29 protein-coding genes and 2 pseudogenes are annotated in these 24,477 nt (G+C 43.8%); 17 read left to right on the top strand and 14 right to left on the bottom strand.

The window, feature by feature from the left end; genetic code table 11:
• Positions 1–136: 136 nt before the first annotated feature.
• The gene (locus CW735_RS02380) at positions 137–1,531 is read right to left on the bottom strand and encodes a DUF1343 domain-containing protein (protein WP_232368346.1); all 1,395 of its coding nucleotides are present in this window, start codon (positions 1,529–1,531) and stop codon (positions 137–139) included.
• On the bottom strand, positions 1,509–2,459 hold the full coding sequence (gene murQ, locus CW735_RS02385) for an N-acetylmuramic acid 6-phosphate etherase (protein WP_198520988.1): 951 nt from the start codon (positions 2,457–2,459) through the stop codon (positions 1,509–1,511). Before murQ ends, CW735_RS02380 begins: the two co-directional genes overlap by 23 nt.
• Positions 2,460–2,664: 205 nt before the next feature.
• On the opposite strand from murQ, the gene alr reads away from it, so the two are divergent.
• A complete protein-coding gene (gene alr, locus CW735_RS02390) occupies positions 2,665–3,762 on the top strand; it encodes an alanine racemase (protein ID WP_100970856.1) in 1,098 nt (365 codons plus the stop codon).
• A 395-nt stretch (positions 3,763–4,157) separates the two neighbouring features.
• Here the strand turns inward: alr and CW735_RS02395 are convergent, their stop codons facing one another.
• The gene (locus CW735_RS02395; RefSeq protein WP_100970857.1) at positions 4,158–4,862 is read right to left on the bottom strand and encodes a YitT family protein; all 705 of its coding nucleotides are present in this window, start codon (positions 4,860–4,862) and stop codon (positions 4,158–4,160) included.
• Positions 4,863–5,051: 189 nt separating this feature from the next.
• On the bottom strand, positions 5,052–5,363 hold the full coding sequence (locus CW735_RS02400) for a hypothetical protein (RefSeq protein WP_071978538.1): 312 nt from the start codon (positions 5,361–5,363) through the stop codon (positions 5,052–5,054).
• 394 nt (positions 5,364–5,757) lie between these two features.
• Between CW735_RS02400 and CW735_RS02405 the strand changes: the two genes are divergently transcribed.
• The 4 genes from CW735_RS02405 to CW735_RS02420 all read left to right on the top strand — a co-directional run bounded on the left by CW735_RS02405 (position 5,758) and on the right by CW735_RS02420 (position 10,674).
• The gene (locus CW735_RS02405) at positions 5,758–6,879 is read left to right on the top strand and encodes a hypothetical protein (protein ID WP_100970858.1); all 1,122 of its coding nucleotides are present in this window, start codon (positions 5,758–5,760) and stop codon (positions 6,877–6,879) included.
• 18 nt (positions 6,880–6,897) lie between these two features.
• Positions 6,898–7,695 (top strand): substrate-binding periplasmic protein, encoded by a 798-nt coding sequence (locus tag CW735_RS02410; RefSeq protein ID WP_100970859.1) that lies wholly within the window; start codon positions 6,898–6,900, stop codon positions 7,693–7,695.
• 200 nt (positions 7,696–7,895) lie between these two features.
• Positions 7,896–9,326, top strand: coding sequence for an alginate export family protein (locus tag CW735_RS02415; RefSeq protein ID WP_100970860.1), 1,431 nt, complete (start codon positions 7,896–7,898; stop codon positions 9,324–9,326).
• A gap of 58 nt (positions 9,327–9,384) precedes the next feature.
• A complete protein-coding gene (locus CW735_RS02420; protein ID WP_100970861.1) occupies positions 9,385–10,674 on the top strand; it encodes an NRAMP family divalent metal transporter in 1,290 nt (429 codons plus the stop codon).
• Between the two features lie 49 nt (positions 10,675–10,723).
• On the opposite strand, the gene CW735_RS02425 is transcribed toward CW735_RS02420, so the two are convergent.
• From CW735_RS02425 to CW735_RS02455, 7 genes are all read right to left on the bottom strand, one after another.
• Positions 10,724–12,202, bottom strand: coding sequence for a hypothetical protein (locus CW735_RS02425; RefSeq protein WP_100970862.1), 1,479 nt, complete (start codon positions 12,200–12,202; stop codon positions 10,724–10,726).
• A 123-nt stretch (positions 12,203–12,325) separates the two neighbouring features.
• Positions 12,326–12,505: a hypothetical protein gene (locus tag CW735_RS02430; protein WP_071978543.1), complete on the bottom strand. Its 180-nt coding sequence runs from the start codon at positions 12,503–12,505 to the stop codon at positions 12,326–12,328.
• A 138-nt stretch (positions 12,506–12,643) separates the two neighbouring features.
• A complete protein-coding gene (locus CW735_RS02435) occupies positions 12,644–13,192 on the bottom strand; it encodes a histidine phosphatase family protein (protein WP_071978544.1) in 549 nt (182 codons plus the stop codon).
• Positions 13,189–13,488 carry a YciI-like protein gene (locus tag CW735_RS02440; RefSeq protein WP_071978545.1) on the bottom strand — a complete coding sequence of 100 codons (300 nt, stop codon included), beginning with the start codon at positions 13,486–13,488 and terminating at the stop codon, positions 13,189–13,191. The genes CW735_RS02435 and CW735_RS02440 overlap by 4 nt, the downstream gene beginning before the upstream one ends.
• Before the next feature lie 42 nt (positions 13,489–13,530).
• A complete protein-coding gene (locus CW735_RS02445) occupies positions 13,531–13,902 on the bottom strand; it encodes a DUF3703 domain-containing protein (protein WP_071978546.1) in 372 nt (123 codons plus the stop codon).
• 52 nt (positions 13,903–13,954) lie between these two features.
• Positions 13,955–14,128, bottom strand: coding sequence for a hypothetical protein (locus CW735_RS19810; RefSeq protein WP_232230558.1), 174 nt, complete (start codon positions 14,126–14,128; stop codon positions 13,955–13,957).
• Between the two features lie 400 nt (positions 14,129–14,528).
• Positions 14,529–15,125, bottom strand: coding sequence for a glutathione S-transferase family protein (locus CW735_RS02455; RefSeq protein ID WP_071978547.1), 597 nt, complete (start codon positions 15,123–15,125; stop codon positions 14,529–14,531).
• 259 nt (positions 15,126–15,384) lie between these two features.
• Between CW735_RS02455 and CW735_RS02460 the strand changes: the two genes are divergently transcribed.
• The 6 genes from CW735_RS02460 to CW735_RS19480 all read left to right on the top strand — a co-directional run bounded on the left by CW735_RS02460 (position 15,385) and on the right by CW735_RS19480 (position 19,768).
• Complete coding sequence (locus CW735_RS02460) at positions 15,385–16,539, top strand: IS110 family transposase (RefSeq protein WP_100970863.1); 1,155 nt, start codon at positions 15,385–15,387, stop codon at positions 16,537–16,539.
• Between the two features lie 498 nt (positions 16,540–17,037).
• Positions 17,038–17,283 carry a type II toxin-antitoxin system CcdA family antitoxin gene (locus CW735_RS02465; RefSeq protein ID WP_071817742.1) on the top strand — a complete coding sequence of 82 codons (246 nt, stop codon included), beginning with the start codon at positions 17,038–17,040 and terminating at the stop codon, positions 17,281–17,283.
• A gap of 107 nt (positions 17,284–17,390) precedes the next feature.
• Positions 17,391–17,663, top strand: a complete 273-nt coding sequence (gene tnpA / locus CW735_RS02470; protein ID WP_100970758.1) for an IS66 family insertion sequence element accessory protein TnpA — start codon at positions 17,391–17,393, stop codon at positions 17,661–17,663.
• Positions 17,663–17,998: an IS66 family insertion sequence element accessory protein TnpB gene (tnpB, locus tag CW735_RS02475; protein ID WP_100970759.1), complete on the top strand. Its 336-nt coding sequence runs from the start codon at positions 17,663–17,665 to the stop codon at positions 17,996–17,998. Before tnpA ends, tnpB begins: the two co-directional genes overlap by 1 nt.
• A gap of 23 nt (positions 17,999–18,021) precedes the next feature.
• On the top strand, positions 18,022–19,608 hold the full coding sequence (gene tnpC / locus CW735_RS02480) for an IS66 family transposase (protein WP_198520977.1): 1,587 nt from the start codon (positions 18,022–18,024) through the stop codon (positions 19,606–19,608).
• Positions 19,609–19,615: 7 nt separating this feature from the next.
• Positions 19,616–19,768, top strand: a complete 153-nt coding sequence (locus CW735_RS19480) for a hypothetical protein (RefSeq protein ID WP_157812636.1) — start codon at positions 19,616–19,618, stop codon at positions 19,766–19,768.
• On the opposite strand, the pseudogene CW735_RS02485 reads toward CW735_RS19480, so the two are convergent.
• Positions 19,762–20,202: pseudogene (locus tag CW735_RS02485) on the bottom strand (IS66 family transposase); the annotation flags it as partial. The gene CW735_RS19480 and the pseudogene CW735_RS02485 overlap by 7 nt on opposite strands.
• A gap of 19 nt (positions 20,203–20,221) precedes the next feature.
• The gene (tnpC, locus tag CW735_RS02490) at positions 20,222–21,631 is read right to left on the bottom strand and encodes an IS66 family transposase (RefSeq protein ID WP_100970864.1); all 1,410 of its coding nucleotides are present in this window, start codon (positions 21,629–21,631) and stop codon (positions 20,222–20,224) included.
• Between the two features lie 135 nt (positions 21,632–21,766).
• Here tnpC (CW735_RS02490) and CW735_RS02495 point away from each other — a divergent pair, with 135 nt between their 5' ends.
• Together CW735_RS02495 and CW735_RS02500 are read left to right on the top strand one after the other, a co-directional pair.
• A complete protein-coding gene (locus tag CW735_RS02495; RefSeq protein ID WP_157812637.1) occupies positions 21,767–21,946 on the top strand; it encodes a hypothetical protein in 180 nt (59 codons plus the stop codon).
• A 67-nt stretch (positions 21,947–22,013) separates the two neighbouring features.
• Positions 22,014–22,280: pseudogene (locus tag CW735_RS02500) on the top strand (CcdB family protein); the annotation flags it as partial.
• 77 nt (positions 22,281–22,357) lie between these two features.
• On the opposite strand, the gene CW735_RS02505 reads toward CW735_RS02500, so the two are convergent.
• Positions 22,358–23,017 carry a hypothetical protein gene (locus CW735_RS02505; RefSeq protein ID WP_071978550.1) on the bottom strand — a complete coding sequence of 220 codons (660 nt, stop codon included), beginning with the start codon at positions 23,015–23,017 and terminating at the stop codon, positions 22,358–22,360.
• Between the two features lie 203 nt (positions 23,018–23,220).
• Between CW735_RS02505 and CW735_RS02510 the strand changes: the two genes are divergently transcribed.
• The 4 genes from CW735_RS02510 to CW735_RS02525 all read left to right on the top strand — a co-directional run bounded on the left by CW735_RS02510 (position 23,221) and on the right by CW735_RS02525 (position 24,454).
• The gene (locus tag CW735_RS02510; protein ID WP_071978551.1) at positions 23,221–23,442 is read left to right on the top strand and encodes a TA system antitoxin ParD family protein; all 222 of its coding nucleotides are present in this window, start codon (positions 23,221–23,223) and stop codon (positions 23,440–23,442) included.
• On the top strand, positions 23,435–23,725 hold the full coding sequence (locus CW735_RS02515; RefSeq protein WP_071978552.1) for a type II toxin-antitoxin system RelE/ParE family toxin: 291 nt from the start codon (positions 23,435–23,437) through the stop codon (positions 23,723–23,725). Before CW735_RS02510 ends, CW735_RS02515 begins: the two co-directional genes overlap by 8 nt.
• 187 nt (positions 23,726–23,912) lie before the next feature.
• Positions 23,913–24,155, top strand: a complete 243-nt coding sequence (locus CW735_RS02520; RefSeq protein ID WP_020745298.1) for a type II toxin-antitoxin system ParD family antitoxin — start codon at positions 23,913–23,915, stop codon at positions 24,153–24,155.
• Positions 24,152–24,454, top strand: a complete 303-nt coding sequence (locus CW735_RS02525) for a type II toxin-antitoxin system RelE/ParE family toxin (protein ID WP_071978553.1) — start codon at positions 24,152–24,154, stop codon at positions 24,452–24,454. Before CW735_RS02520 ends, CW735_RS02525 begins: the two co-directional genes overlap by 4 nt.
• Positions 24,455–24,477 lie beyond the last annotated feature (23 nt).

Genomic DNA, 24,477 nt, shown 5'->3' on the forward strand with positions numbered 1-24,477 from the left:
TTACTATCGATTAAAGTTCAAGTTTTAGGTGTTTTTGTTTTTTATTTTTTGTGAGTATGCGCTTGCTTACATGTGACCTAAGTGACTTATCTCCTGTATTCAATTACCCTTTTGTAATACCCATGGTCACAAAATATTAATCGCTCGCAGCGTTGTAAGGATAAATAAGATACGGGGCACGCTGTTTTTCAAATTGCGACAATTCGGCCTGCCAAGACGCTTTAATTTCGCTGGCAGTGATGCCCATTATTATGGCCTTTCTAAGTGAAGAATTTCCGGCAAGTTTGTCAAAGAAATCTGGGCGCGTGAAAAACGTTTTTTGCGCCTCATTCATCTTGCGATAAACGTCTATCAAAGGCTGTAATTTCAAGCCGGAAATGCTAGCTGATGCGACATCGTTTTCGTTCAAGATATTGGCATAAATGGTCTTGCCGTTATGCTTCGGTTTGTTTGCTCCCGCATTGGGTTTAACCTCAATTTTATGCTCGCCTAATTTCACTTCTGGGTGACCGATGAGCTGAAAGGGCACATCAGTACCTCTACCTATACTTACTGCGGTGCCTTCAAAAAAGCATAGGGTCGGGTACAAGCGTATGGCATTGTCATTAGGCAGATTAGGGCTAGGTGCAATAGGAAGAGAGTAGGAAGTGCTTCTGGTATAATTTGCCACGGGGATAACGGAAAGTTCAGCGCGGGAATGTGTATCCAGCCATTTTTCACCCACTATCATTCTCGCAAGCTCTCCTAACGTCATGCCGTGTAAAACAGGAATAGGATGCATGCCAATGAAAGAGCTAAACTTCGGTTCTAAAATTGGCCCATCAATATGGGCAATGTTGGGGTTAGGCCTGTCGAGTACAATAACATCGATATTATGTTCGAAGGCTGCTTCAATAACGTAATGCAGCGTACTCAAATAAGTATAAAAACGTACGCCTACATCTTGAATATCAAAAACCAATATATCGACATTTTTAAGCATGTCTGGCGAAGGTTTTTTCAAAGCTCCGTAAAGAGAGTGAATGGGCAGGCCGGTTTTAGCATCTACTTCACTACTTACCTTTTCACCTGCGCTTTTGTTTCCTCGAAACCCGTGTTCGGGCGACATAATGCTTACAACATTGATGCTGCGAGCAAGTAAGGCGTCTAACAAATGTTGAGTTTCATGTGAGCGATAATTAACCACTGAGCTTTGATTTACCACTAGGCTCACGCGTTTACCCGCCAATAGCGAAAGGTATTTATCGAACTGCTCTGCACCTACATTTAGGTCATGGTTGTTATAAGTGAAATAGTCATAGTTGAGATGAGCATTCTCTTGGTAAGTAGTCTTGGCATTGGCATTGGCATTGGCATTGGCATTGGCATTACTCGCATCAGTATTGAGACTTTCAGCGTGGGAAGCATTAGAGACAGAAAGCCAGGTCGCTATAATCCAAAATACGAAACCCCAGAATACGAAACCCCAGAATGCTGCCCCCCAGAATGCTGAACCCCAAGAAGCCAAGTTAGCGCTTCGCTTCATTTTCACTGCTTACAGCCTCCCTTAAGTAACCTTGGTGTTTGGTTAAAATTTTAGTTGCCTGTTCGGCATCATTGCCGGTAAGCACCATTAGAATGGCCACTTTTGCTTTGTTATCACAGGCGTTAAGTGCCTGTATGGCGGTATTCTCATCACACTCGGTAGCCTGCATAACAATACGGCAAGCCCGCGCTTTGAGCTTTTCGTTGGTTGCGTTCACATCCACCATTAGGTTTTCGTATGTTTTACCCAACTTCACCATGGTAGTGGTACTAATCATATTCAAAATCATTTTTTGTGCAGTACCCGATTTCATTCGCGTACTGCCACTTAGTGCTTCAGGCCCCACCACCGGGCAGATAGAAATTGCCGCAGGTTCAAATATTGCAGCATCTGGGCTGCATGCAATGGCTGCTGTTGAACAGCCAATGCTGGCTGCATAACTTAAAGCACCGCTTACATAGGGCGTACGGCCACTGGCGGAAATACCTATTACTGTATCGTTTGCTGTTAGTGAAATTGCCAATAGGTCGGTTTTGCCCGCCGCACGATCATCCTCTGCGCCCTCAACGGCATGCACGATGGCCTTATCTCCGCCAGCAATAATGCCCAATACCAATGAGTCTGGCACACTAAAAGTGGGGCGACATTCAACGGCATCTAGAATTCCCAGTCTGCCGCTGGTTCCAGCGCCGATATAAATGAGCCGGCCGCCAGCCTTAATGCTTTTCGTAGCAGCATCTACCGCTTGTGCAATAGCAGGAATTTGAGTTGCCACGCTTGCCGCAACTTTTGCATCTTCCGCGTTAATTTTTGATAGCACGTCAACGGTGGAGAGGGTGTCGAGTTCGAGTGTGTCGGGATTTCGCCCTTCAGACACAATGCGTTCCAAGTCGTTAAGTAGTGAGTGAGAAGATACAGGCGGTTGCGGTGTCATGCAGAAAACTCTTTTAAACAGTTGATTACGTCGTGTTAAGCATAACGGCAATCGCATTTGGACGAAACGTTTGTTCGCTATTCTTAGCGCCAATCAATACGTGTGCTTTTCCCAGGCACAAAGACAAATACGGTAACGTAGATCTCATGATACAATTGTGTGGTTTGTTTTATAAAAGGATTATTCTTGCTGTGAGTGTTTTATTGTGAGTCGTCAAACTCAAGCCATTATTCATGCAGATGCACTACTGCAAAACTTTAAAACCTTGGCTTATACGGCAAAGCAAAGTCAGCCAATGGCTGTGATAAAAGCCGATGCGTATGGTCATGGAGCCGTGAATGTGGCGCGCATACTTCAGCACGTATCTTCTCGGTTTGCCGTTGCCATTATGGAAGAAGCGGTAGCACTTCGTGAAGCCGGAATAACAGCACCAATTGTCGTTCTTGAAGGTGCTCACCAAGCCAAAGAATGTGAAATGGCATGGCAGTATAACTGCATTTTGGTAATGCATTGCACTGAGCAACTGCAATGGATGCAAAAATGTGAAGCGCATAAACGCCCTCACATTTGGCTTAAGGTAGACAGCGGTATGCATCGATTAGGGTTTCCGCTAGAACACATTGCTCAGATAGTTGAGCAGCACCAAGTATTAATTACGAAAGAAACCACATTGGTGACTCACTTTGCCAGTGCTGATGACCCCGACAATGACTTTACTCAAACTCAAATGTCTGCGTTTAAAAAAAGTGTTGCGTCGTTATCTATGCCAGTGAGTCTCGCTAACTCTCCCGCTAGTGTGAACTGGCCATCCACGCGGGCTCAATGGAACCGACTTGGAATAGGAATTTACGGTGGTAAAGTCACTACTGCTGAACCTAGCGAATCTCCAGATAGCGCGCATCTGCAGCACTTACTTCCGGCAATGACACTGCGTTCTAGCGTAATTGCTCTGCGCGATATACCTGCTAATGAGAGTGTAGGTTATGGTCAAACATGGCGCGCAACAAAGCCATCAAAAATAGCTACCGTGGCAATAGGTTATGCCGACGGCTACCCAAGACATTGCCCCAATGGCACACCAGTTTTAATAAGAGGTCAGCGCGCTTCTTTAGTGGGGCGGGTATCTATGGATATGATAACCATAGACGTAACCCATATTAACAACGTTAGCGTTGGCGATGTGGTGGAGCTTTGGGGAGAAAATATTTCCATAAGTGAAGTGGCACAGCATGCAGGCACCATCGACTATGAACTTATGACTCGCATATCTAGCCGTGTCCCCCGCATCGTCAGATATCAATAACAGTTAATTTGGTGACATTGAAGTCGCTCTCTGAACTCCTGACTTCATAAATTGTTATTAACATCTATTCGACAAAAGAATGAGGCGTTTTAGCCCAAGTTGAGCCTATACTGTTTAGTGGCAGCAACGTGTGAGGTGAATGTTTCATTCTCAGCAGCGCTGCACTTACACTAAGTGAGGTTTGTATGCGTACGTCGTTTTCAAGACCAAGAGTAAATCGTGGCGTGGTAAGCCGGCCGTCTAAACCTGTGCAGAAAAAGCAATAGCAGGTGGTATCGCTTTACGCGGTAAGAAAGGATACAAATAAGTAACTCACAAAAGCCCAGATGCATAATGATCTGGGCTTTTTTATTGCTCACATTGTTCAACCGCTATGTGCGATAGCGACTTTAAAGTTAGCTGTTTTGCGGGTGAAGGTTTGCGTCAATGCTATCGTCGCTATTGTCGTCAAACGTATCATTGCTTTCGTTCTCGCTATCGTTTGCTTGGTTTTTGTTCTGCGACGCTGGTAAATAGCGTTCTGGGCGATGATTAAGCGATATCACCATATTCAAGCAGAATGCAGCTAAGATGGAAATCAATACAAGATGCCATTCTATAAACTCCAGCGCACATAAAAGAATCATGCTATCTACAGTTAATTGAAAGAATCCGGCTCTTATATTAAAACGCTGCTGTAAAAAGAACGCCATAATGCCAATGCCGCCCAAACTAGAACTGTGTCTGAACATCATCAGCATGCCTACACCAATTAAAATGCCGCCAAATACCGCTGCAAAAATGGGGTTTACATGGCTTATGTCCACAAACGCTGGAATTTGTTCTGTTAACACCGATACGGTAGTAACAGAAATAAACGTATTGATTGTGAATCGCTTGCTAATTTGTGTCCAAGCAAGTGCGTAAAAGGGGATATTGATTAAGAAAAAGAGTACGCCAAAATCAATATCTATCGCATACGTACCTAACAGGGCTAACCCTGCAGCGCCGCCCACCATAAGATCTTGAGATTGAAACAAGAATACGCCAAACGCAACAAACAAACCCGCGCTAACTAAGGCAAATACATCTTCGATGACACTGTGATCTGGTTTTTGCATGATAAGGAACTTGCGTTAAGAATACACAACGTAATTGTACGTTTACAGCACAGTGGAATATAGAGGGAAGGAGTTATCTAGAACGTGCTAAAAACACAGATGGTATGCATGCCTTTACGACTCTTATCTATTGGGTAAACAGCGTGTTGCGCGGGTGTAAACGTTGCACCATTTTGTAACATGAAAGTATTAATCTACCACTGCACTCAACACAATATCTTGTTTGTTAAAGCTTATTCGGCATTGCATTATACCAAGGTGTAGCGGACTGTAGGCCTCAATTTTGCTGCCATTAGCCACAAATTCTGTGCGGTAAGAAAGTAACTCTGCGGTATTTAAATACCTCTCAACGCTTGCTTTCGATATACCAGGAGAAAACTTATCACAAAAAATAATGACTTCTCTGCGCGCTTCAATCCAATAAAAGGTGATGGCTATTAATAGTGCAATAGCAGCTATAGCAGCAATATCAGCAAGTATTGAACGTTTCATCGCATGCATATGTTACCTCTTTCATTATGCGTAAGCAGGCTACGTTGAGAAGTGTGAGACACCATAACCTAATAAAAGTGCGTAAAAATATTGATAAAAAATAAATGCCTAACTCGCGTTTAAACATAACACGGCTAAAGAGATGTAAGGAAGTGCTTGAACGTTGGGTATTTATAACCGCATCTAGCAGCCAAGCCAATTGGCAAAATATTGACTACAAACCAGCGCAATAGCCAGTTAGCATAAGGAATGTTTATGTTGTTAGGTTATAATTTTGTAAGGTTACTGATACCATAGCCTTATCCTTTAGTCGTAGAACCATTTTTTTGAAAGCTAGGTAATAAAATACCAGTAGTAAGCCTTCTTCTTTACTGTTTCGCCAACACTAAGTGTAGGAACTTCAATGAAAAAACTTTCCCTATCGCTATTGCTTATTATTAGTAGCGTGGCCACTAGCAGTGGGCTTGTATTGGCCGACGAGTTGCCTTTTACTTTATCCGGTCATGCGCGAGTTAACTACGGACACCAAGATTGGCTTATTCCAGATTTTAGAGATGGCTTTGAGTTTGAATCTTTCAAGCTAGGTGTGGCTGGAGAATCTGATCAATTTAGCTATAAAGCCGAATATCGTTGGTATGAAAATGTCGATTTTAATACGGTTCGCTTTGCCGATTTAACCTACCACTTTAACGAAAGAACCGAAATTACCGGCGGGATCACGCAAACGCCTTTTGGCCTGCAGCCATTTGCCAGTAATAGTTTTTGGTTTTCAGTAAACTACTACCTCGGTTTTGAGGACGACTACGACGCCGGCGTTAAAATTAATCATCAGCGAGGCAATTGGGATTTCCAAGCTGCCTACTTTATGAATGATGAGTACAACGATGCCGCAAAATTTGCCCGTTACTCTTTTGATGTTGCCGACGACGGCGAGTTCAGAAACTCCGAGGATGGCCAGTACAACGTTCGCGCTAATTACACCGGGCGTTTTATTAGGGGGGGAACAACGGAAATTGGTGCCTCTTATCAGTATGGCAATATTCTCAACTTAGATACATCGCGAAGCGGTGATATGAATGCATTTGCTTTGCATATGCGCCATACGCAAAACGACATTAAGCTTGAGCTTCAGTATATCGATTACGAATACAATCTTGAGGCTCCAGAAGGGCAGGCCGACGATCGTCTCGCCCTTTCTTCGTTTACCTTTCCGTTTCTTGCTGCAGCCAATGGGCAAACTTATTCTGCTAACCTTATTTACTCGGTGCCGTACGACTTTGACCACATTGAATCGCTTACCTGTTATTCAGAATTCAGCCTTGCGAAAGGTGAGGATGCGTCGGGCAAAAACTCCTCTCAATGGGTGAACGGCTGCAGCTTAGGCTGGGACAAGCTGTTTATGTATGTCGATAGTATTCGCGGTAAGAACATGTGGTTTTCAGGTGGTCCGGGCATTGGCCTCGACATAGACGGCCTTCAAGACACTACGCACAGACTCAATATAAATCTTGGAATTTATTTCTAAGGTCGAAGAGGAATTATCATGAGAATAGTTAGCACCATTATCTTTTTATTGGCCTTAGTGCCATCGTTAAGCCATGGTCATGCGTGGCTGAAACTAAGAATTGCAACAACAGAGTATGCACCCTATACCTCTAGCGATTTACAACATGACGGTTATATAAACCACATCATCACCGATGCGCTGTTAGAAACCGGCGTTGAAGTGGAATATGTGGCCATGCCGTGGGAAAAAGCCTTAGAAGCCACGCTCGCAGGTGAGTTTGACGCGCTATCATACGGCAATTTTATCCGCTCTAGAGAGGATGAGTTTTTCCATAGCAAACCAATAAGTGCCGAAAGTTTAATATTTTATGTAAATAGTAAATATGAAAACCGACAGTGGTCTAAGCTAAGCGATATTGCAGATTTGAAAATGGGCATTACCGAGGGATATCTCTACAACGATGAGCTAGCCTCTTTCGTTAAAAACAACAAAAATGTTGTAAAACGAACCACAGATAAAGAAAACCTAGAAGCATTAGTTAACGGAGATATTGATATATTTCCCATAGATGAGCTGACAGGCTGGTATTTACTTGAGCGCGAGTTCACAGATGCGGAACGGGATGAAGTGGCGCGCATTACGCCGTTTATATCAACTGTAACCACTCATCTTTTAGTGCCTAAAGGAAAGCCCGATAGTCAGTTAATTCTGTCGCTTTTTAATAAAGGCATAGAAGAGCTGACGTTAGAAGGCAAGTTGACAAGATTTAAGCGCCTATTAAAAGAAGGTTACTATCAACACCCTCAAAAGAAGGTGAATTACGATAGACGTTAAAGACCAGGCTTGCCCTCGCTTTTTAACTTATACAATGTAGTTGGCGGTGTTGGAAAGACGATAGAAACACCGCCGCTTATATCAAAAACATATAATGACTGTTTCATCATTATAGTTTTGCAGCACACAAATAGTGCGCTAAAACGCGCATTGCGTATAATTGCCGTTTATCATTTCTGCTAAAGCTATTCGGGCAGTTAATGCTCGCACAACGTTGCTTTTTACCTTATTTTTCTACTCGAGCTGTATTGTCATCGCTGACTTTTATTTCACAGCCACTATTAAAGCTGCTATTAGTATCACTTTTTGCATTCTTCATCTTTACCATCACCTTCACTTTGACTGCAAGTGCCTCTGAAACGGATAAGTCTCAATCACATAACAGTTTGAAAGGGAACGCTAAGAAAAGTTTTGATAACCAATTACATGTCGATTTTTTTGGCTCATTTCGGGTGCGTTATGAATCTTTGCACAACCCTATTTTCCCCACAACACGGGAACAGCGAGAGCAAAATAACGAGCGTATTTCTACACGGGTCATTTTGAATACTCAGGTAAGTTATAACAATGTTAGCGCGACTTTAGATCTGAGAGATTCTCGCGCTTTTCTTGATGATAACGACCCTACCTTAAAAGCGAACCAAGTAAACACACTTGAGCCAGTTCAGCTATTTGTATCGTATACGCCTACTTCTTCATCTTATATTAACGCGGTAAAGGTTGGGCGTATGGAGTTAGACTATGGCAGTCGACGTCTGTTAGCAAAAACCATCTATCGCAATGCAACCAATAGTTACGATGGCATAGTGGTAGATGCCACGTTTTCAAACTGGAATATTAGCGGGCTTTATATTCAGCCGGTATCGCGATTTCCAAACGACGCGGAAAGTATCGACAGTAACGAAAGAGCCTTCGATAAAAGCTTTAGTGAAAGACGTATGTTTGGGGCATATATTACTTCTCCCGACAATAACTTGAAGCTGCAGAGCTATTGGCTAAAAGAGGACGACGGACAAGAGTTAGCGACGACAAATAGAGACCTTTACACCCTTTCTATCGACTACACCAAAGCGTTTGAAAATGGCTGGAAAGGAAATGTTGAGCTAGTAGGGCAAACTGGAACAGCGAGAGAAACCAACGCCGTAAATGACTCATTAGACAAAGATGTTCGAGCTTATATGTTGTTTGGTTACTTAGGTAAAAAGGTTAGCGCTAATACCTTTGTGCGTGCAGAATTCGACTACATCAGTGGAGACAATAATGCGTCGGATGACACCATTGAGAACTTCGACAGTCTGTTCGGGGTAAGACGCTTCGACTTCGGCCCAACCGATGTTTATCAGGCCATGCCAAGACGAAACCTTAAAACAGTAGGATTAAGAAGTATAAGCAAACCGAGTTCGGCTCATCATGTGCTACTAGGTTATAAAGCTCTGTGGTATCAAAAAGCGCCAGTGAATGTAGATGACTTCATTGGTCACCAACTAGAAGCGCGCTGGCGTTATAATGTGCAGCCCAATTTACGCTTAGCAATTGGCGGTGCCTACTTATTTAAAGGGCAGGGGTTTGAGCGCGGTGACTATCGCGATAACAGTGCTTTTTTATTCACGGGCGCTATGTATAGCTTTTAATTTACCTGTTATCTTTGCCCATTAATTTTAATTTAATGCTTAGAGTATTCCGTTTTATATGTTGTTAATGTCTCGCATTCGCGCACTGCTATCGCTTTTAGGGCCTGGAGTATTGATGGCAACAGCGGCCGTAGGCGGAAGTCACCTAGTGGCTTCAACGCAAGCTGGGGCAAAATTTGGTTGGCAGCTGGCTATTCTTATCCTAGTAGTGAACATTCTCAAATACCCCTTTTTCAGAGCGGGGGTTAGTTACACCATTAGTACCCAAAATACTCTACAGCAAGGCTATTTGAGTATGGGGAAGCGGTATCTAGCGTCAGCAATGTGTTTAAATATGATTGCTTGTGTGGTTAATGCCGCCGCGCTTTTACTCTTTGCAGCAAGTTTGCTCTCGTACTTTATGCCCTTCGACATCTCCATTACGACATCGTCTTCTATAGTACTTAGTCTTATTTTAGTTATTTTACTAGCGGGGCATTTTGAGGGATTAGACAATATCGCTAAAGCCATCATGGGCGTGCTGGTGGTAGCTACTATTGCAGTTTTTATCGTCGCCTTACTGCGCTATACCAATACCGATTTAGGAGAGCCCGCTGAACCTTCACCTTCACCGTGGACTCTAGCGACACTAGGTTTTTTAGTGGTTACTATGGGGTGGATGCCCGCTCCCATTGAAATATCATCAATAACGTCGTTATGGCTTAAGCGACAATGCAAAGATAAAACAGTTACTCCTAAAAACGCGCTGTTCGATTTTAACCTTGGATACTCAGTAACAGTGCTTCTTGCCATCTTGTTTCTCGGTTTAGGGGCGTTGGTACTACATTCTAGCGGGGAAAACTTAGCAACAAGCGGTATAGGTTTTTCTCATCAGCTAATTAGCATGTATTCCACCACTATAGGCGAGTGGGCGCATTGGCTTATCGCACTGGTGGCTTTTTTGTGTATTTTTGGTTCAGCACTGACTGTTTACGACGGCTATGCGCGAGTTGTTGCTGAAGGTATGTCGTTGCTATCAGGCAAAAATGATTTGTCTCAACCCAATGCGCCTACTAAGACTGCCGTGAGCAACAGGTTAGTTACTGGAGTGCTACTTGTTATGGCTGCCGTCAGCTTTGTTATTGTATTGTTTTTTAAATCTGCATTACTCGCCATGCTTGGCTTTGCCATGACGCTGGCCTTTACTACTACCCCTGTATTTGCATGGCTTAATCACAGGTTGGTTGCCCGCAGTCAACTGCATCCCGATGCAGCGCCGAGTACATGGGTTACCGCCGTTAGCTATTTAGGCTTACTGTACTTGTTTGGTTTTCTTCTCGTGTTTGTATGGTGGAAATGGCTGGCTTAAAAGCCATGGCGTCACTGGTTAAACGAAATGCCGATAAGGGCAACAGGTCCTAGTCCTTAAGATTAATAATATCCCCAACCGAGCAAATAAATTTCACCAATTTATCGTGCTCATATAGCTCTCGCATCAGAGTTATTGGTTTGGCTCGCAATGAATCGCTGGCGATTATCTTTTGCCAATCTAGCGATTTAACATTCTCCTCGGGGCGGGCTTCTTTAACTGCTTTTAGAAACTCTTCAGCAATAATGCCCTGGCCAATGGCAGTGGGGTGTACGCCATCTAAACTGAAAATGCCCCCCGACGCGATATCCCCCTCAGGCGACGTATCGTAATATTTGGTATCTATGGGCGGATAAATAAACTGTAACGCTTCAGGGAGCGGGTATGAAGGCTCGCCAAAGTTTCGCTTCCAAGCCATATCGGTGAGATCTCTACCGATATCGACAATGTGAAAATGCTCACGCCCTAAATCCTTATTCTTCTTTGCAACAAGCGTAGTAATAATGCGGTTAAATTCAACAATGGTTTTGTCAATAAACAGTGCATCTCTAAAGGGGAGATATTTACCACAGTCTTTTGCAGCTGAATCGGATAGAGGAAAGTAAGAGTAGAACTCGTAATAAAGTGCTTTTTTTCCAGGCCGAGAAGGGTCGGTAATCACTCTTTTTTCGCCCATGCCTTTAGCAATAGGGGCTATGGTTACCAAGGGGACTGTCCCCACAAAAACTTTCCAATCAGCTTCCTTGTTTTCTTGCATTGCATCTACCACCTTGTCTAACAATGCGGTGTATTCTGCTTTAAAGTCGTTGGGATGCCACAGGTTCCATTTACTGCGCTCTTCACGAGACGCCTTTAACACTCGCTCAGGATCGTTAGGAGTTTGCTGAATACTTAGGCTTAATACAGTACCAAGGGCATTATTTGCGCCTAGCCATAAAAAGAGGTTTTCTACGCCTTCTTCTTTAGCGCAGCGCTTCAACCAATCAACGGCGGTAAAGTTGCCAAACTCAGCCATTCCCTTATCGCCAAGTGGGTTGAGAATACGATAAGCGTTTCTGGAAAACGGATTGCCCACAGCGTGAAGGTAGCCATCGCCAGATGCATCTCCCTTTGCTATTGCATCAAGGCAAGATTGCGGCGTTACCATAAATGCATCACCTACATCCATGCCCTCTACAGCAACGTTATGAAACCCGGTACTGTCAAAAGGGCTACCCACCGGAAGACCAGGCATACCTTCGCCGCGTTCATAATAATCTTCGGCTTGATCTAAAACGCCATTAATAACTGAAAAAGCATTGAGCCATTCCAGTCCTCGAATATTCGAACCAAACTTTCTTTCCAATGCACGAAAAATACGCTCTAAATCAATTTTTGTTTTATAGCGCTCATCCCAACGGTAGTAGCGATAGTTAGTTTCACCCAAGGCTTCGGCTAGGAGTGTACTGTAACTCAGTCTAGTGTTGGCGGCGCTTCCCGACATAAAACCTTGAGAGATACTATCGCCAATCGTAAAAATCTTGGTCATTGCAAAACGTCCATGTGAGTAGGTAGGCAAGGCGATAACATTAAACAACAGCTCTAGCGAGTTCGCCCGTTTTAAAGAGAATAAAACGGGCTGGTTGTTTTTTCAACAGTTTGGCAGTGTGAATCAATCCGATTGTTTTGTTTTGGTTCGCTTAATAGAAAAGAGTCCGAACCAAAAACCGGCCTCTAACAAAAAGCCCAGTAGAATAAAAATAAAAAGCCCGCTATCAAAGCCTGCGCTATATGACGCTAGCGCAGCAAATAGCAGCAAAAACGATAAAGTAATACGGAGAAGTTTTGGCATTAACACCCTCCAAGGATTATTCAAGAGATTGAGTATAATAAAAACTTAGTATGGGTTTAATACAGTGCTCTTTGCAAGAACTACGGCTTCAAAAACGTAACCGAGTATTTCAGCCCTTTCCGTAAAATGACCTGAAAGTTAGCTTTCAAACATGGTTACGCCCCAATATGCACTAGATTTGCTTGTCTGTTTAAGCCCGTAGGCCCGAAAATGCTTTCGCATGTGCAAATTAAGATAGCCATGAGCAAAAACAATAACGTTGCTTTCTTTTTTTGCAATATCAATGAGTGTGACAGCGGCGCTTTCTGCTCGACTTTTTGCCTTGGTATAAGATTCAAAAGGGCCAGACTTTCCTATGGTCCACAGCGCACGATTTAAATAAACCCAAGTCCATGCGTTTAACGTGAATGGCAGTTTAAAGCGTGGAATATCCATTTCACGAAACAAAGCGGAGGTGACTGCGGGTGGCCTATTAAATGCAATTTTGCAGCTATGTATGGCGCGAGGCAAGTCGCTCGATACAATATAGTAGTTGGTAAACATATCATTAAATGAAAACGCAGGCCGACTATCGGAGGCGACCAACGAATGATTGTAATTTTTAACCCAGTTGGCGAAGCCGGCACTGTTTAAACGAAGGTTTTGAGAGTTTGCTGGCCTTCCGTGTCGCACTAAAACTATCTTCATGGCGATGTTGTTATGTCTGTATAAGCGCCGATAACTACATTCCATTGCCTTACCGCCCACCTTGTCACTACGCCATTGATAACGTAGGGATCGTTGAGTGCGAATTTCTCGGCTACGTCTTTTGAACTCCCTTTAAACACTAATATTGCCGAGTCTGCAGGGTCAGCAACAGCACCGCCCAAACACAGCTCGCCAGCATCAGCAGCGGCCTTCGCCAGTGCTAAATGTTGTTCACGATAGGGGGCTCGTGCTTGTTCGTAGTTAGAAGTTACTTCGTAGGTTAATAAAAAATACATGGTGTTAACTCGCAGCAATTTGCTTTTAGATGGAATAGCTCTCTAGGTTTCGGCGCGTTTGGCATTATTGATAAGCATTTGGTGCTCGGCTTTTATTGGAAGCGTTTTAAATGGGCTAATGTTCGACCCACCTGTATTACCATGAGGAATCAGCCCAATGGCCGTTTTGCTAAAAGCACCAATAATACGAAGAACTTGGCCTAAACACTCTTTAGTATTCCTTTGCCGAATAGCCCATAGCAGCATTAAAAAGTGCACTTTTACATGCCACTTTGTAGACTCTTGACCCAGCACATGAGCATTTTCTAAATGACGAAAAGAGTGAGAAATAAGCCCATCTTTTTCTCTTTCTTTAGAAAGCCGTAACTCTGCACTTACGCTACCAGCAATATTCTTAGAAAATGCGCCAAACATATCGAAAACCCTAAAATTGGAAGTAAGCTATAACGCGAGCTTACTTTCATTGTTACCGCGTTTCTTCATTCTTACCATCATTAGCGCCACAAACAATTTTTTCTTCACCTAGGTGGTACACATTGTTTATCGCCACATAGGTACCAGAAACAATACCAGATAGCGGAATGAGTACTAGTCCACTAATAGAATAAAAAGTGTTGGTATCTTCAAACCCGTTAATCATTTTGAGCGTTTTTCGATCTGATGAAATTTCACATCTAGTTACGTTTGAGGTATCTGTTTAAGGAACAACAACACAACTGAAAAGAAAAGGGATGGATAAAGTTATTAACCATAGAAATTTCAATGTAAAAATCCTTTTATTTTGTTTAGGAGTTAAGGGCCAATACTCATCGAATTAGCCTAACGGTTAACCAAACTTTCGGCGCTAAGAGTCGGAAGATGTGATTCTACAAGGGCTTCACGTTCAGCTTGTTTTCCGTCCTTTGGCTTGCATACAGCTACTATTCTGACTGACATAATTCGTCTGCGATGCTGGTGAGTATGTGACGTTATACTCGCTCGAAAAGGGCGAGAGCCAATAAGCTGTTTTTTTTGTGCAGCAACTTTTTCAACGCCAAATATTATAGCATTCCAATGTAATGCTGATTTTTTTGTATTCTGTTAATCCATGCTAAGACTGACGGATACTCTTTTAGATTAAAGCCACCTTCATGTGCAACATGAGTGTAACCGTATAAACTTATATCTGCTGTAGTTAGCAACTCACCTGCTAGATATGGCGTAGTTGAAAGTTGTTGCTCCATCACTGCCAGTGCTTTATGCCCTCCAGCCTGTTTAGCGTCATATTCTTCTTTACGCTCTTTGGGCAAGCCAAGGTACTTGGCGATAAAGCGCGCAACCGCTATATATGGTTCGTGACTGTATTGCTCGAAAAACTGCCACTGCTGTACTTTTGCAAGCTCAAAAGTATCTGTTGGAAGCAGCTCACTACCCGCTGCCAGATAATTTAATATAGCATTGGATTCTGACAGGCATTTGCCATTGTCTAACTCAAGGAGAGGAATTTTTCCATTAGGGTTCTTCTCTAAAAACTCCGTATTCGATGTATCACCGTCTATTATGTCGATATGAATCCATTCGTGCTCGATTGCTAGTAATGAGCATAGCAATTTGATTTTGTAGCAGTTTCCAGATTGAATATCTCCGTAAATTTTCACAGTTTTTCCTTGTTATGAAGCGTCTTAATCGACCTGCGCATTAGTAGGCGTTTAAATCGATTTGTGAGCACTTTTTTCAATCAACAAACATATGCCAAGTCATTCACATTCTTCGAGTTTTACACCAAAACCAAAATTTTCTGTGGGCAACCAGACACAATGACTCCCTGTGAAATGCTAGCCTCCGCATTTTCGTGGGTTAACTTTTCAGCCAGTGCCATAATTAGTTTGCTTAAGACTAAATCATTTGGAGGCTAGCATGAACAAACATAGCATGATTTTTATCGGGTTGGATACGCATAAAGAGTTTCATGAGGTAGCTTATTGTGAAGAACAGCGTGGGGCTGTGCCTGTTCATTATGGGCGTATTCCCTCGTCTAAGGTCAGTGTCAAAAAGCTAATTCGCCAATTTGAATCGAAGTATCCTGGCGCAACACTTCACGTTGTATATGAAGCTGGACCGTGTGGTTATTGGATTTATCGGCTGATTACGAGCTTGGGACATTGTTGCTACGTCGTGGCGCCATCTCTTATCCCTAAAAAGCCTGGAGAGCGAATTAAAACCGACCGCCGAGACGCGCTTAAACTCGTTAAATCATTAAAGTCCGAAGATCTCACGCCTATCTATGTGCCTGAGCCAGAAGATGAAGCGGTTCGTGATTTATCACGTGCTCGTGAAGCGGCAATGAAGGATTTAAAAGAAGCCAAGTATCAACTCAAAGCCTTATTACTTCGCAACAACATACGTTATGAAGGCACTGCCAACTGGTCGAAGAAACACCTTCGCTGGCTCACCGAACTGATATTGCCTCACCCAGCCCAGCAAATTGTCTTGCAGGAACAACTGCAAACCATTGAGGAACGTATCCGGCGACTGGAAAGGCTCGACAATGAGTTAACCCATCATGTGCACCAATGGCGCTATTATCCCGTAGTGAAAGCCGTTCAGGCGATGCGAGGCGTTCGATTGCTCGTTGCTGTTGGTGTGGTGGCAGAGCTCGGTGATTTACACCGTTTCGACCATCCAAGAAAACTCATGGCGTATTTAGGTTTAGTCCCCAGCGAACAATCATCAGGCGGAAAGCGGCACTTAGGTGCTATTACTAAAGCGGGGAATGGCCGAGCACGGCGTTTACTGATTGAAGGTGCGCACAGCTATCGTTATCCGGCAAAAGTCTCTACCGAATTACAGTTAAGACAGGAAGGCTTACCCAAAGACATCGTCGATATTGCCTGGAAGGCCCAACTGCGTCTGTGCAAACGCTATCAGCGTATGAGTAAAAAAGGTAAACACTACAATTTAATCATTACGGCGATTGCCAGGGAAATGGCGGCTTACATATGGGCCATTGCAAAGGAAGTGGTACTCACGCCGGTTAATCCAAAACTAAGACTGAGCCGAGTACCTGCATGATAAACGAGTTTGAGCTAACGCATTCGGATCAGGCCGCGGAATGTGGCACAACCTACGAGGGCGTTATGATGGCGATAACTTAACGGTTATTGATCCACGAGCCTAGACTGATGAGAAGGTGACCACGGCGGAGTGAGTAAGGTAGGCGCTGTTCATTGTAATTAATGAATAATCCACGAATACCAGCATGATAACCGACGACATTACTGCCTCATCCGGTGCGTTAGCTCATTTATTTTGAGTGATAAAGACAACTAATTATGGGCTGAAAGAGTGTCAGGAAAGCACTCGTTTAGGGTTGACAGAGGGAGTCATACCAACACCCGCATCACGGGCAAAGGTACGTAGGCTACAATACTAAGCGAAGCGCAGGGAGCCTACGTGTTTTTGTCCCTAGCGAGCGCAGCGAGTGTTAATGCGTTTGTTATATTCCAACCATGCTTTGCAATGCGCATTTGTATGCGTATACTTAATGGTGAGATTAGTTGGAGTGATAAAATGCAAGATTTATATGACGTCCATGCCCCCAAGAAAGCGACAAATCTAAGCTTAAATAGCGACTTATTGCAAAAAGCTCGAAGTTTAAAAGTTAACCTTTCTGCGACATTAGAGCAAGCACTCAGAGACAAGCTAAAAAGTATTGAAGCAGAGAAATGGAAAAAAGAAAACAAAGCTGCCATAGCTGCATACAACGAGTTTGTTGCTGAGAACGGTTGTATAGGTGATGAGTACAGGAACTTCTAATGGCGCAATTTGATGTTTACAGAGTAAGCGGTCAAAATAGACCGCTCTTTTATTCTTAAGCTAAGCCCCTAAAATCTAATCATTGATTAATATAGGAGAAAATATCAATGACTAGACGAAGCTCTCAAGAATGGCAGCAACTTATCGATGCGCAAGAAGCCAGCGATATGACCATCGCGCAGTTTTGCCACACGCACCACATTAACCAGTCCACTTTTTATTTGCAACGCAAAAAACGTCAAGCTTTGTCGTTGCCGCAGACATCACCGCAATGGCTGCCCATTGACAGCATGACCTCACATCGGCCAGCCATGCGCCAATGGCAAATCGAGTTAACGCTACCAAACGGTGTGGTGCTGAACATGAGTAGAGATGGTTAATGCTAACAGCAAGTAGCGCTAAAATATGGTTATATCTTGGTATTGCCGATATGCGCAAGCAGTTCGACGGCTTAGCGGCGTTGGTGAACAATCAGTTGCAGATGCAAGCACAGCTCGGCGATTGGTTTGTGTTTGTGAACCGCAAACGCACCATGATAAAAGTGCTGTATTACCATCAAGGCGGTTACTGTTTATGGTCGAAAAGATTGGAGCGGGGCACCTTCGGTAAAGTGTCAGGTAATGGGCATAAAATCGCCCTGAACACCGCGCAGTTACAGTGTTTGATTGATGGTGTTTATTGGCAAAAAGGCAAACAAAACATGCGACTTAAGTAGCTGAATTTGCTATACTTAGCCGCATGAAAAGCGCTGCCGATTTGCCACAAAACACACCTCATATTCCACAAGAAGAATATGCTAATGTGTGTGCAAAACTGGCTGAGTCACAAGCACACGCCGCGCAGTTGCAACAACAAGTCGACTGGTTTAAGCGTCAGTTGTTTGGGCGTAAGTCAGAAAAGCACATAGTAGAGAATTCTGACCAAACGCAGTTGTTTGGCCAAGCGACGAATGAAGATTTACCGCCAGCACCTAAAAAAGCCGTCAAAGGCTATGCCCGCTCCACTAAACAAAAAGATGACAATAACGTCAATGATACCGGCCTTCGCTTTACTGATGACGTGCCCACAAAAGTGATTGATGTGCCTTGCCCCGAGCTTGAAGGTGAGGATGCTGATAAGTATGAAATTATTGGCACGAAAGAGACCCATCGCTTAGCGCAACTGCCAGGTAGCTACCAAGTCTTAATTTATCGCAAAAAAGTCTTTAAAAGCAAAGAAACGGGCAACATGTTGTCCCCCTCAACTCCCGATAATGTGTTAGAAGGGGCGTATGCGGATGTATCACTATTAGCGGGCCTCATGGTTGATAAAGCCGTATTCCATTTACCCCTTCACCGACAGCATTTACGTATGCTGCAATCGGGTGTGACTTTATCGCGGGCGAGCTTAATCAACTACGTCAGTCAAAGCATTGATTTAGTTATCCCTATCGCACAAGCAGTGCTGAGTAATATACTGAGTGGGGGCAACATCAGCATGGATGAAACGCCGATGAAGGCGGGTCGACAAGCCTCGACTCGCCGCAAACATAACACCATGAAACAAACCTACTTCTGGCCCATTTATGGTGAGCAAGATGAAGTGGCCTTTACCTGGTCATCTTCTCGCGGCAAACAACATGCGATTGCGCAACTCACTGGCTTTAATGGCACCTTGCTAAGCGATGGTTATGCGGTGTATAGCCAAATCATTGATACGCTAAACAGCCAAGGCCAACACATCACCCATGCAGCCTGTTGGGCGCATACGCGCCGCTACTTCGAAAAAGCATTGGATTATCATCCTAAAGAGGCACAATACGCCTTGGCTGAAATACAAAAGCTGTATAAAGTGGAAGCACACATACGAAAACACGCGCTTAATGCCGAGGATACCGTGCAATATCGCCTCAAACACAGCGAGCCTGTCATCAATGCTCTGTTTCATTGGCTATACGAGCAACGCCAACGCCCAGAATTATTACCTAAAGATCCGTTAAGCAAAGCCTTAGCTTATGCCTATGACCGTCATCATGAGTTAAAGACTTACCTGACGCACGCACAAGTGAATATCGACACTAATCATTTAGAAAGGGCCTTACGCGTTATCCCTATGGGTAAGAAGAACCATTTGTTCTGCTGGAGTGAGTTGGGCGCAAAACAGCTTGGTGCCTTGCATACACTCACCGTGACCTGCAAATTACACAACATCAATCCATACCACTACCTAGTCGATGTACTGCAACGCGTATCGCAACATCCAGCCAAAGACATCATCGACTTAACCCCTAGACGCTGGAAAGCACTGTTCGCTGATAAACGCCTGCGCTCAGACATAGAAAAGTGAAGACGCTATGACCGAAAAAGAAACGAAAACGACCATCGATATTAGCCAACTCACTCTCGACCAATTGTATATACTCAATGAAGCGGTCGTTAACCGCATTGATGAATTACGAGCAAAACAAGATAGAGAAGCGCGTAACCGTTCACCAAGGCCCTATTGACAGGCAACTTTAAAGTCTTTGAGCAGAGGATAGGTGGTTTTATTCAGCGTCGCAGCAAGTATTGCCCGGATCCATTTCAGAGGATTCAACTTTTGTTTTCGGCAGGTTTCAACAATGGTCAGGATGCGCTGTCTGAACAGTTCGCCCCGATGTGACCACACGCCATAGCTGCCTTTTCGCCACAGTACATAGCTACGCAATGAGCGTTCTGCTTCATTATTGGTCAGGGGCACGCCTTCATTCTTGAGGAATACCCAGCACATATCATCGTGTTTCAGCAGCAGTTTACACCGGTTCTGATACCGGGGAGTCACACAACGCCTTGATGCCAGTTCAAGTTGTTCTCGCCAGGCGATACGCAGTTTTTCCATTCGGTCCCGGTATCGCTTTTCACTTAGTTCGTTACTCTCATACCGGTGTTGCAGCTGGAACAGGTAACCGTTCACCAGGGCCCTATTGACAGGCAACTTTAAAGTCTTTGAGCAGAGGATAGGTGGTTTTATTCAGCGTCGCAGCAAGTATTGCCCGGATCCATTTCAGAGGATTCAACTTTTGTTTTCGGCAGGTTTCAACAATGGTCAGGATGCGCTGTCTGAACAGTTCGCCCCGATGTGACCACACGCCATAGCTGCCTTTTCGCCACAGTACATAGCTACGCAATGAGCGTTCTGCTTCATTATTGGTCAGGGGCACGCCTTCATTCTTGAGGAATACCCAGCACATATCATCGTGTTTCAGCAGCAGTTTACACCGGTTCTGATACCGGGGAGTCACACAACGTCTTGATGCCAGTTCGAGTTGTTGTCGCCATGCGATGCGTAGCTTTTCCATTCGGTCCCGGTATCGCTTTTCACTTAGCTTGTTACTTTCATACCGGTGTTGCAGCCGGAACAACAGGCGGATGAGCCTGACCAATACTGTACCGTAGATTTTATTCGTGCCCCAGCTTTCCGCCAGCGCATTCATATTTCTTAAGATATGCGCCCAACATAGTTGACGATGGTCAGCATCAATATAGTGATAACCGGCATACTGGTCAGTCACAACAATGTTTTCTGGATTATCGCCCAGTAATTTCTTCGCTGCCCAGGCTCCGCGTGAGAAGTGGGTCATGAAGCATGATAACTCTGCTGTGCAGACCTGCCACATCCAACGGTTTTCGTTGCCACGCTGATGACGGGTTTCATCGCAGTGTACCACCGCCTCAGTGCGCATCATCTCTTTGATATCCTGATACGCTGGCGTCAGCACTGAACTAACCCGGCCCTGCGCTTCAGAGATAGCACCGCGACTGAACGATAAGCCGAAGTTCTGTTCGAGCTGTTGCTGGATTTTACTGATACTCTGGTGAAACTGACCGGACTGCATTGCCACATAGGCCAGCAGGTTATTGCCCATCTGTCCCTGATTCACGTTGTCAGGTAGCGTTGCTTTTACCGTTTTACTGCACTGACAACAATGGCCCTGATGCAACTGATGTTCGACTACAGAGAATGCCTGGCTGGGAATATCAAATACCTGATGCCGACGATAAGGGGAATCATTGATAGCAATGTCACCACCGCAAGCACAAGTATCGTCGGGATAATAGGTGCGCGTCTCATCAACGGTATCGGCCAGCATCCGCTTACTACCTTTATGGCCGGATTGCGCACCGCGCTTACGGCCCGTCGGCTTTTTAGCTGGCGCAGATGAAGCTACACTCGGACCATTAGAAGATGGCGGGCGCGATGAATTACGACTGTTCTGATTCAGTCGGTCTTCGAGGTCATTTAGCCTGTCCCAGAGTGCTTGAATAACCAATTTTGCATCATCTAAGTTATCGACTGCGGGCGGCTTTGATAGCTGTTTTTTACGTGGCATGAAGTCACTTTGACAGACTGGGGGGATCAATCAATAGGATCCAAGAGATCACTGAAAATAAATATATTTAGCTGTCAATAGGGCCCTGCTGAACGGTTACGAGAAGCGCTTGCTAAACTGCGCCCAGGCATGAAAGTGCAGTATGCTCATGATGGCAAAACTATCACCGGCACGTTACTTAAGAAAAATAGAAAAACGGTGCTCATTGCTAACAACAATGGCAAGACGCATCACAAGGTGCCGGCTGGCATAGTAACTGCGGTTAGCGTTGCTAAACTCGATCTTAGTCAGGCGGTCAAGAACGGTCTAAAATGATCGGTTACTTTACAGAAACCCAAGCAAAAAAACTAGCAAAGCTTACCCTTTTCTTGTTGATGTTCAAAATTCTGTAATCGACCAATTGGCAACAAGGCTGGTTGTACCGTTAACAACTAGTAATACTAAAAACAGTTTCTACATGAAGAAGCTGACGCCGGAAATAGAATTCGAGGACACAACATATTTATTTCTAGCACAACAACTTAGTTCTATACCCGAAGACGTGCTCCACGATCGCATTGGTTCGTTGGAGCAATCCAGAGCACTGCTGATAGATGCAATAGACTTCGCTATCACTGGAATTAACGCCCTGTTAACAGGCAAAAAATAGTTGGCTTAAATGGCGGCGAAGGAGCAAAAGCCAACGTTTTTTTGTCCTTGTTAAACAGCTTGTGTACGGTTTATACACTAATTAACTTTTGATTTTCCCCACCATGGTTGAGAAAAATCGACCTTGTCTTCTGGAATAACCATTGGATGTTCTCTTAAATAATACCCCCAAAAAGCTTTTTCATATTTTGGGTTATATATTTTAAAATGCCCTTGGGCTTGATACTCTTCTAAAAGTTTGCGATACGCACCTACAGGTTCTTGAGGGTTTCCCTGTTGGAAAATAACTGTGCCTCCATACGTTTCATACAGATACTTACTAATTTTGTAAGTTCTAACGAAGTTTTTATATACCTCGAGTGAAACCTCTTCCATTTCCGAAGTTAATTCCTCAGGTGATGACTTTGGACTAGAACGACGAATAAATTCAGCAAAACTTCTTACTTCTTTGATTGTTGGTTCTAAATCATGTTCATTCGACAATTTTTGAAAAATTCGTTCCCATATTATTGAAGTTAATTTGTCCGCTCTCACTTTATCAATTATCTGCGTTTCTGATAAATCAGGATAAGAGCGCTTATATCCCTTTAAAGCTCTCTGATCTATTTCCAGATCAGTCCCGTGTATTGTATCTCCTAGTATAAGGGCTACTTTTGTTGAGCTATTCTCATGTGCAAACCCCTTCAGACAAAAAGTAAATAAAAAAGAAAACAGAATAACCAAAAACTTATTTTTCATGATATACCTCCATGTTTGGTAACCGTATAGACGCCCGCATAACGGGCAAAAATACGTAGGCTAGAATACCAAGCGAAGCGCGGGGAGCCTACGTGCTTTTGTCCCTAGCGAGCGCAGCGAGTGTTGATGCGTTTGGTATATGCAATTTGCCACAGTTGTAGCGCATTGCTACAATGTGGTAATGAACTATTAGGAGACATATTATGGCAACCGCGAGCGTAAGACTAGACCAAGATCTAGTTGAGAAAGCTACCATTATGGGCAAAGCACTAAATCGAACTATGCCAAAACAGATTGAGCATTGGGCAAAGATAGGTGAAATGATGGAAGATAATCCCGAATTGCCATACGAATTTGTGAAACAGGCAATTATTTCTAAAGCTGAAAAAGAGGCTGGAAAATTGGAGCCTTACGATTTTGGCTAAGATTACCAATGTTTTACAGACAGCTAATTTTAAGAGAGCAGTAAAGAAGTTACATCAGAATCAGAAAAAAGACTTGGATAAAGCCGTTAAGGAACTAATGGCCGATCCTCTTCTAGGTGAGCAGAAAAAAGGCGACCTAGCCTTTCTTCGCGTGTACAAATTCAAGATGGCCAAACAGTTAACCTTACTAGGTTACAGCTACGAGGACGGCACTGTAATACTTGAATTAATAGCTCTTGGTTCTCATGAAAACTTTTACCGCGACGTTAAAAAGTTATTCTGACCAATTGCGTATAACGGCCCGCATAACAGGCAAAAATACGTAAGCTACAATACCAAGCGAAGCGCAGGGAGCCTACGTGTTTTTGTCCCTAGCGAGCGCAGCGAGTGTTAATGCGTTTGTTATGCGCTATTGACTTACAGTGCGCAAATACCATAATTAGGTATATATTGGTACTTGGAGAAAGTAAATGGCTAAAAATACCAGCATTACCCTTGGTGACCATTTTGATGGCTTTATTGCTAGCCAAATTCAAACTGGTCGATATGGTTCAGCGAGCGAAGTAATTCGATCAGCTCTTCGCTTGCTAGAAACACAGGAGACCAAATTAAACACTTTGCGTCAATTACTTGTAGCAGGTGAAGAAAGCGGCGAGGCTGAATACGACCTTGAGAACTTGATATCAGAACTAGATGGTGAATTAAAAGAGTGAAACCATTTAAGTTAACTGTACTCGCAAAATCCGATTTAAAAGATATGGCGTTATTTACGCAACGGAAATGGGGGCGGGAACAGCGTAATGTGTACCTAAAACAGTTCGACGATTCATTTTGGATGTTGTCTGAAAATCCTGATATCGGTAAAAGCTGCGACGAAATAAGAGACGGATACAGAAAGTTTTCGCAAGGTAGTCACGTTATTTTCTACAAGCAAACTGGTAGCCAGGAAATTCTGATTATAAGAATTCTTCATAAAAGTATGGATGTAAATCCATTACGCTTTGGCGCCTAGACACACCTAATTTGGCGGCACAA

The sequence above is a fragment of the Alteromonas sp. MB-3u-76 genome (assembly GCF_002831605.1).
GTDB lineage: Bacteria > Pseudomonadota > Gammaproteobacteria > Enterobacterales > Alteromonadaceae > Alteromonas > Alteromonas hispanica.